Raw genomic sequence first — 13,576 nt, forward strand, 5'->3', positions numbered from 1 at the left:
GGCACATCGGCTCTCTCGTCACAACAATCCAACCCGGCGAATGCAGCAACTATTTTGCAAACGCAGGATACGCTTCCGTCAAAACATGAAACGCTCTAGGGGGTGCGACTAACCCCTTCCCCCCGAGGGGAGAAGGTATAGTAGCGCCAACCAGCCCCATACGTGATAGCGCCCCACAGGCGGCGAGAAGGCGGCCGACAGGCCGGAGTAGGGGTCTGGAACGGCATCCATGAATCGCCTCATCAACCGGCCTGCCGAGCGCTCGGTCTGATCGTTCGAGTTGACTCACGCCAGTTCCAGAGGAAACTAGTCGATGCAACCAGAGCTATGCGAGGCCCAATTGCTCCATCATATTTCGTTCGGCGTATCGGATATCGACAAGGCTGCCGCCTTCTACGACGCGGCCTTCGCGCCGCTCGGCTATATCAGGGTTTGGGAGGATCTGAGCCCCGGCGACCCCGATCAGGCGATCGGATATGGTCCGCCAGGCGGCGGCGACAAGTTCGCCATCAAATCGCGCGGCGCCGAAGCTCATGCGCCGGGTCCGGGCTTTCACCTTGCCTTTGCCGCGCCAAGCCGTGAGGCAGTCGTTTCGTTTCATGAGGCCGCACTTGCGCATGGCGGCAAGGACAATGGCCCTCCGGGCCTTCGGCCACACTATGGCCCGACCTATTTCGCAGCCTTCGTCGTCGATCCGGACGGCCACCGTATCGAGGTCGTGACCAAGGTGTCGGGTTGACCGTTGCTTAGAGATCGCCCCGCGTCGGGTGTCCCTTGTAGACACCGAGGATGCGGACCTTTTCGGAGAAGAAGCGCAGTTCTTCCAGCGCGCGGCGCACATGCGGGTCGGAAGGGTGGCCCTCGATATCGGCATAGAACTGCGTCGCTACAAAACGGCCGCCGAGCTGGTAGCTCTCGAGCTTCGTCATGTTGATGCCGTTCGTGGCGAAGCCGCCGAGCGCCTTGTAGAGGGCGGCGGGAATGTTGCGGACGTTGAAGACGAAAGTGGTCACGATCTTTTCGTCCGGCGCGCCGCGCTCGGCCCAGTTCTCGTCACGCGACAGCACGACGAAGCGCGTCATGTTGTTTTCGGTGTCCTCGACATTCTCGGCGATGATTTCCAGGCCGTAGAGATCGGCTGCCAGCCGCGGCGCCAGCGCCGCCATGCTGCGATCGCCGGTTTCCTGCACCAGCTTGGCGGCGCCGGCGGTATCGCCGGCGATGACGGGCTTCCAGCCGTTGGCGCGCACGATGTTGCGGCACTGCCCCAGCGCATGGATATGGCTGTGCACGGTGCGGATCTCTTCCTTCTTTACGCCGGGCAGCACCATCAGCTGGAAGCGGATCGGCATGAAGTATTCGCCGACGATATGCAGGCGCGAATCCGGCAGCAGGTGATGGATATCGGCGACGCGTCCGGCAATCGTGTTCTCGATGGGGATCATGCCGAGATCGGCTTCGCCGTTGTCGATCGCGGAGAAGGCATCCTCGAAAGTCTGGCAGGGCAGCGGCTCCATGGTCGGGAACATGTCGCGGCTGGCCATATCGGAATTGGCGCCGTAGTCGCCCTGGAAGGAGATCTTGTTGGTCTTGGTGATCATGGGACTGCCCTTGGGGGAATGCCGTCAGAGAGAGGCGGCGGAGAGGATGCGTCTGGCCTTTTCGAGGTCGGCGGGAGTATCGACACCGAGCGGTATCGTGTCAACGATCTCGACATCGATGCGCATGCCGGCCTCAAGTGCCCGCAACTGCTCCAGCGATTCGCGCAGCTCGAGCGGCGATGGGCCGAGGCTCACGAATTTTTCGAGCGCGGCGCGGCGGTAGGTGTAGAGGCCGATGTGATGATAGAGCGGCCCCTTGCCGTAGGGCGCGGTGGCGCGGGTGAAGTAGAGGGCACGCAGGCGATTGCCCGAAATCGGCGAGCCGATGACCTTGACGACGCTCGGCGCCGTCTTTTCTTCCTCGTCCTTGATTTCGACGGTCAGCGTCGCGATGTCGACGGCCGGATCTTCGAGCGGGCGCAGCGAGGCGCGGATGGTCTCGGGATCGATCGTCGGCAGATCTCCCTGCACGTTGACGACGATTTCGGCGCGGCCATCCGGATCCACGGCCTGCAGCGCCTCATAGATGCGATCCGAGCCGGACTGATGATCCTTGCCGGTCATCACGACTTCGAAGCCTGCATTGGCGACCGCGGCGTAGGTATCCTCGTGATCGACGGCGACGACGATGCGACCGATCGCCGCCTCGCGCGCGCGTCGAGCAACCTGTACGATCATGGGCAGGCCGCAAATATCGGCAAGCGGCTTGCCCGGCAGGCGCGTGGAAGCCATGCGGGCGGGAATGAGGACCAGCGTCTTGTCTAAATTTGGATCTGTCATTGTTGGGCCTTCTATTCCTGCGGGAAAAGTGTCAAAACGTCTCATGGTGGAGGCCGTTTACAGCGTTGCAAGAAACAGCCAAAAGACATAGGTTTCGCGCGAATTCAAGATGGGCCGGCGGAGGATGCCGGCGGCGAGGGGAGCATAGCAGATGAATTCATCCTACGTGAACATGGGAGTCGGGGCACTTTTGGCCACGCTGTTCGTGTTGAAGTCCGTGTCGCTCGCGTCAGGATTTATTTTCCATACCGAGGTGCCGGAAAAGCCCGGCTTCACCATCGTCGCCACCGAAGAGCCGGCTGCGGGTGGTGACAAGGCTGCCGCCGCCAAGCCGGAAACGCCGATCGCTCAGCTGCTGCAGAAGGCTGACGCCAAGGTCGGCGAAACGATCTTCAAGAAGTGTCAGGCCTGTCATTCCGGAGAGAAGGGAGGGCCCAACAAGGTTGGCCCCGATCTCTGGGGTATCGTGGACCGCCCGGTCGGCGAGCACGAGGGCTTTGCCTATTCGTCCGGCATGAAGGATTTCTCCAAGGGCGGCTCGGAGAAGTGGACCTACGATCACCTCTATCACTTCCTGGCTGCCCCGAAGAAGTTCGTTGCCGGAACGGCGATGGGCTTTGCCGGCCTGCCGAAGGAAGAGGATCGCGCCAACGTGATCGCCTATCTGCGCACGCTCGCCGATACGCAGGTGCCGCTGCCGGATCCGAACGCGGCCCCGGCCGCCACGAACTAAGGCAATTCGCATGATGGATTGAAAACCCGGCCGTCAACGCCGGGTTTTCTGTGCTGCGGCTCAGACCGAATGCCGGCGCGAGCGGGTTCTCTGGTCCAGATCGAAGACCTTCAGCCCATCCTCGGCGCTGGGCGGCAGCCGCCAGTCTTCCGCAACCAGTGCCTTGCGGGCATCGCGCAAGCCGGCCTCCCAATGCTCGTGCATGGACAACGTCGAAAACTCGTAATCCTTCGAGTGCGAGCGGAACTGCTTGTTGCGGTAGATGAGATGGATGATCGTGACGCCGTAGCTGGAGCAATGCTCCTCCAGCTTCCTGATGTCCGGATCGGCCTTGGCCTCTTCGGGAAGGCGGGCATAAAGCTCCGATATCGCGCGCCGCAGGCGGTGGCGTTCGAGGAATAGGTCGGTGTTCAGACGGGTGCGGCTGGAATAGGTGATGTCCTTGCGCCGCTCCTCGACCTCTTCCAGATCCTGCGGCATCGGGCCGACGGCGCTGAAGAGATCGACCTGAAACACCACGGTATCGACCCCTGCGCCATTGCGCAGCACATAGGTCAGCGGCGTGTTCGAAACCAGGCCGCCGTCCCAATAGTATTCGTTGCCGATCTTGATCGCCGGAAACCCCGGCGGCAGCGCGCCGCTCGCCATGATGTGCTCGGGCGTGATCTTGGTGTCCCTGTTGTCGAAAAAGGCGAAATTGCCGGTGCGCACGTTGACCGCACCGAGGCTGAGGCGCACCGGGCCGTGGTTGATTCGGTCGAAATCGACGTGATCGAGCAACGTCTGGCGCAAATGCCCGGTGTCGTAGATGCTGGTCGCGCCGGCCGAGCCGCGCGCCTGGAACCAGGCCGGGATATGCCGGGGGGAAAAGAAGCCCGGCGCGCCGAAGGTCGAGACCCACCAGCTGCTGACGGTGCGGTAGAGAGGGCTGGTCTCCCGCTGCCGCTCCATCAAGGCATCGACGGGAAGCTGGATGGTGACCTTGTTCCAGAAGGAGCGCAGCTTCTCAAGCCGCTCGCCCGGTACGTTGCCGGCCATGATGGAAGCGTTGATGGCGCCGATCGAGATGCCGGCGATCCAGTCCGGCTCGATATTCTGTTCTCTGAGCGCCTCGAAGGCGCCGGCCTGGTAGGAGCCGAGCGCGCCGCCGCCCTGCAGCACGAAGACCTTATGCGAATAGGCGGAAGCGGGATTGGTAAGGGGAGCTGCAATATTCATGTGCCATCCTTTGCTGCGCTCCGGGTGGGAAGGCCGGCATGCGCAAATATATGACCATTTTCCTGTCCCTCCGTATGCGGAGAAACGTCATTGCGAATCGGTGGGTTCGAGCCTGCGCTACGCGAGCAGATAAGCCCAAAGCGACACCGAGAATGCCCCGAGCGCAGTCGTCAAGGTAATCGTCGAGGCGGCGAGACTGTGACCGACGCCGAAGCGATTGGCAATCAGCCAGGCGTTCACACCTGTCGGAACCGCCGCCGTCAGCACCAGGGCGGCCCGCCATTCCGGGCTGAGGCCGAGAAGATGGCCGGCGGCCAATACGCAGGCCGGAAGCAGGAACAGCTTGAAGGCTGACATCACGCTGGTAATGCCGAGATTGCCCGACAGCCCGTATTGCCGCAGCGCCATGCCGAGCGAGATCAGCGCCGCCGGGCCGGCGATATTGGCGATGCTGTCGACCGCGGTCCCGAGCGTGGCCGGGATGGGTATGCCGGTCACATGCACGATGAGACCGCAGAAAAGCCCGATGACCAGCGGATTGCGGACAAGGTTCCTGCCGACCTGCTGCAAAAGCTCGCCGGTATTGCGGCCGGCGCCGGCATTCTCCTTGCGCTCGGCCTGCTCCATCAGCAGCGTGCCGGCAATCATCATGGTCGGCAGGTGCACGGCAATCAGGATCGACATCGCCATGACGCCATCGGGACCGACCGTGCGTCCCACCAGCGGCAGGCCGATGAAGATCGTGTTGGCGAAGGCGGAGGACACGCCGGCCAGCACGCCGATGCGCGCATCCCGCCCGAACAGCCGTGTCGCCACGATATGGCCTGCGGTCCAGGTGATGGCGACACCGGAGAAATAGGCGATCCACAATCGAAATGGCGAGGCGCCGCGAAAATCGGCCTCCGCGATGGTCTGGAACAGAAGCAGCGGCACCGCGATCTTGAAGACGAACTCGCTCATGGCCTCGCCGACCTCGGCTTTCAGCAGGCCGGTTCGCACGATCACCCAGCCGACGAGAATCAGCAGGAAGACGGGCAGGACGTCAGTGAGGATTTCGGACATACCGGGCGAGGGCCGTAGAACGTGGCTCGGGGAATTTTACCCGGAAGTTGTAGCAGCTTGCTCAAAGCGTGTCGCGCAAAAGTGCGCAGCGGTTTTGCGAAGAAGGCGTGCGCAAAATCAAGGGCTTAAAGCGCTCAGGGCGGATCTGAGGGATCGCGAAGCGCTATGCCTGTGAGAACCCGCAAAAACAAAAAAAGCGGGCTCGGCCCGCTCTTGGTCGTCCGGCCCCGCCGGACGGATCCCCCCGGTGCACATGCCGCCAGTTCATCCGTGGTCGGCCCGCGTACCGGTGAGGCGGAAGGCATCATTCCTTCCCAGACTGGCTTGGAAGCCTTTTGAGCTTCCCATCCCAGCCGCTGATTAGACTTTTAACGATGGAAAGTGACAGGCAAATGACTGATTGGAATTACGTTGGCCGCCCGCGCGCTGATTTTTCTTCCAAACTTCGGAAAAACCGATATTACCGGATACCGGCTATCACCAATACCGGGATCCTCCAATAGATGACTCGCTTCGATGTACTGACCGTTGGCAATGCCATCGTCGACATTATCGCCCGTTGCAATGATCAGTTCCTGATCGACAACAAAATCACCAAAGCAGCGATGAACCTCATCGACGCGGAACGCGCTGAACTTCTCTATTCGCGCATGGGCCCAGCCCTGGAAGCCTCGGGCGGCAGCGCCGGCAATACGGCGGCCGGTGTGGCGAATTTCGGCGGCAAGGCGGCCTATTTCGGCAAGGTCGCCGAAGATCAGCTCGGCGAGATCTTCGCCCACGATATCCGCGCCCAGGGCGTGCACTATCAGACCAGGGCGAAGGGCACGTTCCCGCCCACGGCCCGCTCGATGATCTTCGTGACCGAGGATGGCGAGCGCTCGATGAACACCTATCTCGGTGCCTGCGTCGAACTCGGGCCTGAGGACGTCGAGGAAAATGTCGTCGCCGATGCCAAGGTGACCTATTTTGAAGGCTATCTCTGGGATCCGCCGCGCGCCAAGGAAGCGATTCGCGATTGCGCCCGCATCGCCCACGCCAACGGCCGGGAAATGTCGATGACGCTCTCCGACAGCTTCTGCGTCGGCCGCTACCGCGACGAATTCCTCGACCTCATGCGTTCGGGCACCGTCGATATCGTCTTTGCCAACCGCGACGAGGCATTGTCGCTGTACGAGACCGACGATTTCGAAAAGGCGCTGAAGCTGATTGCGGCCGATTGCAAGATCGCTGCAGTGACGACCGGCAAGGACGGCGCAGTGATCGTGCGCGGCGACGAACGCTATGTCGTCGATGCCCATCCGATCGAGGAGCGTGTCGACACCACCGGCGCCGGCGATCTTTTCGCCGCCGGTTTCCTGTTCGGCTACACGCAGGGCCGGGGCCTGGAAGATTGCGCCAAGCTCGGCAATCTCGCCGCGGCTATCGTCATCGAACAGATCGGACCTCGGCCGATGCGGTCATTGTCGGAGGCCGCGAAGCAGTTCGGGCTTCTCTGACGGAAATCCATCGCTCGTGATTGCGAAAGCCGCCCGTTGCGAAATGCCGGGCGGCTTTTGTTTTATGAGATTATTGAAACCGGTTAGTGCCACAGCAGCGTGGCGGTTCCGGCCTCGTAGAGGATCAGGATACCGAGCGCGATCAGAACGAACGGCACGATCCGGTGGCCGTGGCGCCTGATCGGCGCCCCCAGGGTCGGATGGTTGACGAGCGAATGCGCGGCACCGAGCCAGATCGCCGTCAGCAGCGCGAAAATGCAGCCGATGGTCAGGACGTCATAGACCGAGCGCGTGGCGAAGATCGGCGTGTAGACGCTGATATTGTCGCCGCCGTTGGCGATCGTCACCAGCGTCACGGCGACGATGTTTCCATGTCCCGCCGAAGCCTTCTCGTGGTCTTCCGGATCGTTGCTGGTCTCGATGCCGTTCCAAAGCTCCCACAATCTCCTCGCGCCGAAATAGATCGGCGCGAAGCCGAGCAGGCCGATATAGGTGGCGGGAATGACGAGGACGAGAAACGAAGCGATGACGCTGATGCCGTAAAGCGCGCCTATGCCGAGATACTGTCCGATGACGATCTGCTTTGTCCGAAACTTCGGATCGGCAAAGAAGCCGAGGAGGACGAAGATGTCGTCAATGTTCGTCGATGCGAACATGACGACGGCAACGCCGAAAACGCCCAGCAGATAGCCCAAGTTCGCCGGTCTCCTAGCCCGATGCCGGATATGTCATTGCGCCGGGAAAACCACCGGCTGCGTTGGTCGCGGATCGATGGGCAGTTGCTATTTGAAGGCTTCTCCGGGGTATGCGCCCCAGATCTCGGATTGCGCCACCCAGCCCTCCGTGCCGTCAGCCGTTACCATGCACCAGTCGCCGGTGCATTCGCGCACGCTCATCATCACGCCGGGCTGAAGCTTGGCGATGACGGCGGCCGATGGGAGTGCCTCGCGGCGCATGTTGACGAAGACGGCCTTGCCCTTGCCCTTCATCCAGGGAGCGGCGATGGCCGAGCGCTGGCCCGACAGCAGCGACTGGTTGACCCAGCCTTCGGTGCCGTCGGCATCGCGCACGCGCCGCCAGTTATCATATTCCTGGATGATTTCGACCGGCAGCCCCTGCTTGAGGTAGAGCCAGGATACGGCATAATCTGCGCTCGGGCCGATGCGCAGGTTGACGCGCTTCGATTTCAGCGTGACGAACCGTGGCAGCGGCAGGCCGCTCGGCCCCTTGGCTGCCTGGGCGGCGGCAAGATCGGCGGTGCCGGCGGCCATCATCAGGCCGATTGCGACAATGGCGCAGGACTTCAATGCTTTGCCACGCATGGGATTTCCGTTCGTTCGTCATGACAAAGGCGCCGTTCCGGCGACCTTTCGCTCCGGTGAGCGGCAAATCCTCGGATCGCGTCAGCGAGTTTTGTTTGTCTTCGCCTGCGGGTCTGGTAGAAATGCCCGGAACGGGAAAATTATCCCGCTTCTTGGTTAAGAACATCTGAACAAGGCATCGCCGCCCGCCATGACGACGAAGAAAAAACCGAAGGTCTACGTCACGCGCAAACTGCCGGATGCGGTGGAGACGCGGATGCGCGAACTCTTCGATGCCGAACTCAATATCGACGATCGCCCGCGCACCAAGGACGAGCTGATTGAGGCCGTCCGCTCCATCGACGTGCTGGTGCCCACAGTCACCGACCGCATCGATGCCGAGGTGATCGAGCAGGCCGGCCCGCAGATGAAGCTGATTGCCAGCTTCTCCAACGGCACGGATCATATCGATGTCGAGGCCGCAGCCCGCCGCGGCATCACCGTGACGAACACGCCCAACGTGCTGACCGAAGATACCGCCGACATGACCATGGCGCTCATCCTCGCCGTGCCGCGGCGTCTGGCGGAAGGTGCGCGCGTGCTGACCGACAATCCCGGCGAATGGGCCGGATGGTCGCCGACCTGGATGCTTGGCCGCCGCATCCACGGCAAGCGTATTGGCATCGTCGGCATGGGCCGAATCGGCACCGCCGTCGCGCGCCGTGCCAAGGCATTCGGCCTTTCGATCCACTATCACAACCGCAAGCGCGTCAATCCGGCAACGGAAGACGAGTTGGAGGCGACCTACTGGGACAGCCTCGACCAGATGCTGGCCCGCGTCGATATCGTCTCGGTCAATTGCCCTTCGACACCGGCCACCTATCATTTGATCTCGGCCCGCCGCCTGGCGCTGCTGCAGCCGACGAGCTACATCGTCAACACGGCGCGCGGCGACGTCATCGACGAGACGGCGCTGATCAAGATCCTGCGCGAGGGAAAGATCGCCGGTGCCGGTCTCGACGTGTTCGAGAACGAACCGTCAGTCAATCCGAAACTGGTGAAGCTTGCCAACGAGGGCAAGGTGGTGATCCTGCCGCATATGAGTTCGGCCACGCTCGAGGGCCGTATCGACATGGGCGACAAGGTCATCATCAACATCCGCACCTTCATCGACGGCCATCGCCCGCCCAACCGCGTGTTGCCGTTTCGGTAGGCGAAGCGCTCCCAAGCGTCGGACGAAGCGCGACGTACACCCGGCTTCAAAATTGATCTTCCGTCTCTCTTGCCGGTCATGTGCATGTCACAAAGCCGGCCCAGAGGAGACGGCAAATACAAAACAGGAAGGCGGAAACGATGGCGCGGGCGCTGCCGCATGAGCGGGTTCAATACGTGGTCGAGGGCGGCTTCAGGCTGTCGGGCGAAATCGAGCCGAGCGGCAACAAGAATGCCGCGCTGCCGATCATCGCCGCATCGCTTCTGACCGATCAGCGGGTCGAGCTCAGCAATGTGCCGCGCATTCGCGATGTCGAGGCGCTGGTGGAGCTGATCCAGTCGGTCGGTGCCAAGGTGCGCTGGCTCGGGCGCAACGAGCTTGAAATCGAAGCGCGCGAACTGCGGCCGGCCAATCTCGATCCCGATCTCTGCGCCCGCATTCGTGCCTCCATCCTGCTCGCCGGCCCGATGCTGGCGCGCTGCGGCGAGATCACCCTGCCGCCGCCCGGCGGTGATGTCATCGGCCGTCGCCGCGTCGACACGCATTTCCTGGCGCTGGAACAGCTCGGCACCAGGATCGAGGTCAACAGCGTCTACAGCTTCCGCACGGAAGGGCTGCGCGGCGCGGATGTCTTCCTCGACGAGCCGTCCGTGACGGCGACGGAAAATGCGCTTTGCGCTGCCGTTGTCGCCAAGGGCACGACCATCCTGCGCAATTGCGCCTCCGAGCCGCATGTGCAGGACCTGGCGCGTTTCCTCATCGCCATGGGTGCGCGCATCGAGGGGGTCGGAACCAACATGATGACGATCCATGGCGGCCAGCCGCTCGGCGCCGTCACGCACCGGATCGGCCCGGATCACAACGAAGTCGGTTCGCTGATCGGCCTTGCCGCCGTCACTGGCTCGGAAATCACCATTCGCCGTGCCGGCGTCGAGCATCTGCGCTCCACACTGATGACCTTCGAGCGCCTGGGCATCCGCTGCCAGATCGACGGCGACGATCTCATCATCCGCTCCGGCCAGGAGATGAAGATCCAGCCCGATTTCGGCGGCCATATTCCGAAGATCGAAGATCAGCCCTGGCCGGCCTTTCCGGCCGACACCATGTCGATCGCCATCGTCACCGCCACGCAATGCGACGGCGTCGTGCTGATGTTCGAGAAGATGTTCGAAAGCCGCATGTTCTTCGTCGACAAGCTGATCGCCATGGGCGCGCGCATCGTGCTGTGCGACCCGCACCGCGCCATTGTCGCCGGTCCCTCGAAGCTGCGCGCCGCCCAGCTCGAAAGTCCAGACATCCGCGCCGGCATGGCGATGCTGATTGCGGCGATGTGCGCCGAGGGCACCAGCGTCATCAACAATGCCCAGCAGATCGAGCGTGGTTACGAGCGCATCGAGGAGCGGCTGAACGCCATGGGCGCCCGCATCACCCGCATTCCGCCGCGCGAGGCGTGACGGCGCTCTTCGAGAGCGAAAGGGGACTATGCGATCGCCTTGCGCATCTCGATCGACGTCGTGCGATCGAAGCCGGAATGGCGATTCTCGGCCGTTTTCTGGAAACCCCAGGCAGCGAAAGTGGCGTGATTGTCGATAAGCTCGATACGCGTTTCCAGCCGTAGAGTGCTGAGTCCAAGCTCTCGCGCTATGGCCTCCGCTGCGCCGAGCAGGCGTTTGCCGACGCCCTTGCCCTGGGCTGCGGGAAGCACCGCCAGCTTGCCGATATATAGCGCTTCCGCTTCCGGCCGACAAAAAATACAGCCGGCTATTCGATTGCCGTCGAAGGCAACATAGCCGATTTCCTCGCCGGCCTTTGCCTTCAGCGCTTGCGGCGTGAGCGCGAGCGCGGAGGAGGGCGGATCGATCCGTCCATCCATATAGGCGAAGGACATAAGGATCAGATCGAGCAAAGCATCCCAGCCGTCGAAGCTGCCGTCCAGGCGGCGAAGCAGGATATCGCTCATTCGGCGGCGACCCGGGCGCGTTTGCGGCGATAGCGCACGGTTTCGAATCGCGCCGAAAGCCCGTCATAGAGCAGCAGGCGACCCACCAGCGGCTCGCCGATGCCGGTAATGAGCTTGATCGCCTCCATCGCCATCAGCGTGCCAATGACTCCGGTAAGTGCGCCGATGATGCCGGCTTCCGCGCAGCTGGGGATGAGGCCTTCCGGCGGCGGTGCGGGAAACAGATCGCGATAGCGTGGGTTGAGGTTGCTATCAGCGTCGTTTTCATAGGGCTTCAGCGTGGTCACCGACCCGTCGAAGCGGCCGACTGCGCCGGTCACGAGCGGCAGGCGCGCCGCCTCGGCCGCATCGGCGGCGGCGTAGCGCGTATCGAAATTGTCGGAACCGTCGATGACGAGATCGAAGCCGGCAAGGTGCCGCGTGGCGTTATCGGGGCTGAACCGCTCCTCGAATCGGATGACGCGAACATGCGGGTTCAATCGCGCAATGGCGTCGGCGGCACTCTGCGTCTTCAGTTCGCCGATCGTGCCCGTATCGTGAATCACCTGCCGCTGCAGGTTGGAAAGCGAAACGCGGTCGTCATCGGCAATACCGAGCGTGCCGACACCGGCGGCGGCGAGATATTGCAGCACCGGCGCACCGAGGCCGCCGGCGCCGATGACGAGCACGCGCGCCGCTTTCAGGCGCTGCTGGCCGGCGCCTCCGACCTCGGGAAGGAGGATGTGGCGGTGATAACGGGTGATTTCGTCTGAGCTCAGGGGATCCATGCACGCGACTCTATCACAATCGCGGCGCAGGAGACGCTAGGATTTCGTAATGCCGCCATGCGCGACGGTAAAGAATTGCGCGCGCTCGCCGAGGGCGGAGAACATGGTCTTGTCCGTGCCGGTCATGAAGGACTGCCCGCCCAGCGCGTCGATGAGATCGAAGAGAGCCGCGCGCCGGCCTTCGTCGAGATGCGCGGCGATTTCATCGAGCAGCAGGATCGGCGCATGGCCGGTCAAATTGCCGACAAGGCGCGCATGAGCAAGAATGAGGCCGACAAGCAGGGCTTTCTGCTCGCCCGTCGAGCAGCGTTCCGCTTCCATGTCCTTTTCGCGATGACGCACGAGGAGGTCGACGCGATGCGGACCTTCCAGGGTGCGGCCGGCAGCCGCGTCACGGTAACGCCCTTCGCGCAGTATGTCGGCGTAGGTGTCTTCCAGATCGACGGCCGGCCGGTCGAACTGCCCGTCGAGGAAGCCCGAAAGCTCCAGGGCTGCCGAGGGAAAAGGCGTCGTCTCGCGCGTTTCGGCGATCAGCCGCGAGAGAAGGCCGAGCATTTCCTGCCGCGCGATCGCCATGGCGATGCCGAGGCTCGCCATCTGCTCTTCGATTCCGGCAAGCCAGGATTGATCGAACCGGCTTTCGGACAAGAGCTTGTTGCGGCTGCGCATGGCGCGCTCGAAATCGCTAGCGCGGCGGCCATGCGCGGGATCGAGCGACAGCACCAGCCGGTCGAGGAAACGGCGGCGTTCCGAGGAGCCGCCGGTGAACAGGCCATCCATGGCCGGCGTCAGCCAGAGAACGCGCAAATGGTCGGTCAGCTCGTCGACCGTCTTGGCCGGCGTGCCGTTGATTCTGAGCCTGCGGGCGGCGGTCTCGTCGCTCGTATCGATACCGGTGCCGATTTCGACTGTTCCCTCCATGCCCTCAAGCTCGGTGAAGATCGAAAATCCACCCGGCGCATTGACGCGGGTGATATCGGCATAGGCGGCGCGGCGCAGGCCGCGCCCGGGCGACAGCAGCGAAACCGCTTCCATCAGATTGGTCTTGCCGGCGCCATTGTCGCCGGTCAGCACCACATGCCGCTCGTCAAGCGCCAGCGCCGCCGCCGCATAGTTGCGGAAGTCGGTGAGTTTCAGGCGCGAGATGAAAACCCTGTTCGGCATCGGTCTTTCGGATTCTTGATCGATGGCCGAGGGGTATGCCGAACATTGGCCAAGTGCAAGGTTTTTGCCGCCGGTTTCCGGGGCAGTGGAATGGAATGACGTCTGCGGCCACCCTCGTTTCATCGACAGGCTCAGGATGAGGGTGGAGTGAGCTTCGGGTTGAGGTTGATCGAAGCAGCAGGCGAGCGAGAGAATCGGCCTCGTGACGAGGGGGCGGCATGCAGCGCGGATCGGCCCTCATGCTGAGAAGGCCCGCAGGGCCGTCTCCAACCACGAAGGCG

Annotated in this window: 14 protein-coding genes; 5 read left to right on the top strand and 9 right to left on the bottom strand. The window is 62.8% G+C overall.

The features are described from left to right. Window positions 1-340 precede the first annotated feature (340 nt). A complete protein-coding gene (locus ACQZ6J_RS32875; RefSeq protein ID WP_163991798.1) occupies window positions 341-739 on the top strand; it encodes a VOC family protein in 399 nt (132 codons plus the stop codon). A 7-nt stretch (window positions 740-746) separates the two neighbouring features. On the opposite strand, the gene ACQZ6J_RS32880 is transcribed toward ACQZ6J_RS32875, so the two are convergent. Together ACQZ6J_RS32880 and ACQZ6J_RS32885 are read right to left on the bottom strand one after the other, a co-directional pair. Then, the gene (locus tag ACQZ6J_RS32880) at window positions 747-1,601 is read right to left on the bottom strand and encodes a prephenate dehydratase (protein ID WP_163991800.1); all 855 of its coding nucleotides are present in this window, start codon (window positions 1,599-1,601) and stop codon (window positions 747-749) included. A gap of 24 nt (window positions 1,602-1,625) precedes the next feature. After that, on the bottom strand, window positions 1,626-2,381 hold the full coding sequence (locus ACQZ6J_RS32885) for a 3-deoxy-manno-octulosonate cytidylyltransferase (protein ID WP_163991802.1): 756 nt from the start codon (window positions 2,379-2,381) through the stop codon (window positions 1,626-1,628). A gap of 151 nt (window positions 2,382-2,532) precedes the next feature. Here ACQZ6J_RS32885 and ACQZ6J_RS32890 point away from each other — a divergent pair, with 151 nt between their 5' ends. Then, window positions 2,533-3,114 carry a c-type cytochrome gene (locus ACQZ6J_RS32890; RefSeq protein WP_449087096.1) on the top strand — a complete coding sequence of 194 codons (582 nt, stop codon included), beginning with the start codon at window positions 2,533-2,535 and terminating at the stop codon, window positions 3,112-3,114. Window positions 3,115-3,174: 60 nt separating this feature from the next. Here the strand turns inward: ACQZ6J_RS32890 and ACQZ6J_RS32895 are convergent, their stop codons facing one another. Both ACQZ6J_RS32895 and ACQZ6J_RS32900 read right to left on the bottom strand, forming a co-directional pair. Beyond that, window positions 3,175-4,332 carry a patatin-like phospholipase family protein gene (locus ACQZ6J_RS32895; RefSeq protein ID WP_449087097.1) on the bottom strand — a complete coding sequence of 386 codons (1,158 nt, stop codon included), beginning with the start codon at window positions 4,330-4,332 and terminating at the stop codon, window positions 3,175-3,177. 117 nt (window positions 4,333-4,449) lie between these two features. Then, window positions 4,450-5,394, bottom strand: a complete 945-nt coding sequence (locus ACQZ6J_RS32900; protein WP_163991807.1) for an AEC family transporter — start codon at window positions 5,392-5,394, stop codon at window positions 4,450-4,452. Between the two features lie 503 nt (window positions 5,395-5,897). Here ACQZ6J_RS32900 and ACQZ6J_RS32905 point away from each other — a divergent pair. After that, window positions 5,898-6,890, top strand: coding sequence for an adenosine kinase (locus ACQZ6J_RS32905; RefSeq protein WP_163991809.1), 993 nt, complete (start codon window positions 5,898-5,900; stop codon window positions 6,888-6,890). 83 nt (window positions 6,891-6,973) lie between these two features. On the opposite strand, the gene ACQZ6J_RS32910 is transcribed toward ACQZ6J_RS32905, so the two are convergent. After that, window positions 6,974-7,585 (bottom strand): cadmium resistance transporter, encoded by a 612-nt coding sequence (locus ACQZ6J_RS32910; protein ID WP_449087098.1) that lies wholly within the window; start codon window positions 7,583-7,585, stop codon window positions 6,974-6,976. An 87-nt stretch (window positions 7,586-7,672) separates the two neighbouring features. Continuing rightward, window positions 7,673-8,212, bottom strand: a complete 540-nt coding sequence (locus tag ACQZ6J_RS32915) for an SH3 domain-containing protein (protein ID WP_163991811.1) — start codon at window positions 8,210-8,212, stop codon at window positions 7,673-7,675. A 190-nt stretch (window positions 8,213-8,402) separates the two neighbouring features. On the opposite strand from ACQZ6J_RS32915, the gene ACQZ6J_RS32920 reads away from it, so the two are divergent. Together ACQZ6J_RS32920 and murA are read left to right on the top strand one after the other, a co-directional pair. Then, complete coding sequence (locus ACQZ6J_RS32920; RefSeq protein ID WP_449087099.1) at window positions 8,403-9,404, top strand: 2-hydroxyacid dehydrogenase; 1,002 nt, start codon at window positions 8,403-8,405, stop codon at window positions 9,402-9,404. Window positions 9,405-9,544: 140 nt separating this feature from the next. Further along, entirely contained in the window at window positions 9,545-10,858 is a 1,314-nt protein-coding gene (gene murA / locus ACQZ6J_RS32925; RefSeq protein ID WP_449087100.1) for a UDP-N-acetylglucosamine 1-carboxyvinyltransferase, read from the top strand. A gap of 26 nt (window positions 10,859-10,884) precedes the next feature. Here the strand turns inward: murA and ACQZ6J_RS32930 are convergent, their stop codons facing one another. From ACQZ6J_RS32930 to recF, 3 genes are read right to left on the bottom strand one after another with little or no spacing between them, the layout of a single operon-like run. Continuing rightward, window positions 10,885-11,364, bottom strand: coding sequence for a GNAT family N-acetyltransferase (locus tag ACQZ6J_RS32930; RefSeq protein WP_449087101.1), 480 nt, complete (start codon window positions 11,362-11,364; stop codon window positions 10,885-10,887). After that, the gene (locus ACQZ6J_RS32935) at window positions 11,361-12,131 is read right to left on the bottom strand and encodes a molybdopterin-synthase adenylyltransferase MoeB (RefSeq protein WP_449087102.1); all 771 of its coding nucleotides are present in this window, start codon (window positions 12,129-12,131) and stop codon (window positions 11,361-11,363) included. Before ACQZ6J_RS32935 ends, ACQZ6J_RS32930 begins: the two co-directional genes overlap by 4 nt. Before the next feature lie 36 nt (window positions 12,132-12,167). Beyond that, the gene (gene recF / locus ACQZ6J_RS32940) at window positions 12,168-13,295 is read right to left on the bottom strand and encodes a DNA replication/repair protein RecF (RefSeq protein WP_449087103.1); all 1,128 of its coding nucleotides are present in this window, start codon (window positions 13,293-13,295) and stop codon (window positions 12,168-12,170) included. Window positions 13,296-13,576 lie beyond the last annotated feature (281 nt).

The organism is Rhizobium sp. A37_96 (genome assembly GCF_053521765.1).

What these genes read in the sequence shown, in the direction of transcription:
- ACQZ6J_RS32880 (WP_163991800.1), bottom strand. Translation starts at nt 1,601, where the DNA reads ATGATCACCAAGACCAACAAGATCTCCTTCCAGGGCGACTACGGCGCC.
- ACQZ6J_RS32885 (WP_163991802.1), bottom strand. Translation starts at nt 2,381, where the DNA reads ATGACAGATCCAAATTTAGACAAGACGCTGGTCCTCATTCCCGCCCGC.
- ACQZ6J_RS32890 (WP_449087096.1), top strand. Translation starts at nt 2,533, where the DNA reads ATGAATTCATCCTACGTGAACATGGGAGTCGGGGCACTTTTGGCCACG.
- ACQZ6J_RS32895 (WP_449087097.1), bottom strand. Translation starts at nt 4,332, where the DNA reads ATGAATATTGCAGCTCCCCTTACCAATCCCGCTTCCGCCTATTCGCAT.
- ACQZ6J_RS32900 (WP_163991807.1), bottom strand. Translation starts at nt 5,394, where the DNA reads ATGTCCGAAATCCTCACTGACGTCCTGCCCGTCTTCCTGCTGATTCTC.
- ACQZ6J_RS32905 (WP_163991809.1), top strand. Translation starts at nt 5,898, where the DNA reads ATGACTCGCTTCGATGTACTGACCGTTGGCAATGCCATCGTCGACATT.
- ACQZ6J_RS32915 (WP_163991811.1), bottom strand. Translation starts at nt 8,212, where the DNA reads ATGCGTGGCAAAGCATTGAAGTCCTGCGCCATTGTCGCAATCGGCCTG.
- ACQZ6J_RS32920 (WP_449087099.1), top strand. Translation starts at nt 8,403, where the DNA reads ATGACGACGAAGAAAAAACCGAAGGTCTACGTCACGCGCAAACTGCCG.
- murA (WP_449087100.1), top strand. Translation starts at nt 9,545, where the DNA reads ATGGCGCGGGCGCTGCCGCATGAGCGGGTTCAATACGTGGTCGAGGGC.
- ACQZ6J_RS32930 (WP_449087101.1), bottom strand. Translation starts at nt 11,364, where the DNA reads ATGAGCGATATCCTGCTTCGCCGCCTGGACGGCAGCTTCGACGGCTGG.
- ACQZ6J_RS32935 (WP_449087102.1), bottom strand. Translation starts at nt 12,131, where the DNA reads ATGGATCCCCTGAGCTCAGACGAAATCACCCGTTATCACCGCCACATC.
- recF (WP_449087103.1), bottom strand. Translation starts at nt 13,295, where the DNA reads ATGCCGAACAGGGTTTTCATCTCGCGCCTGAAACTCACCGACTTCCGC.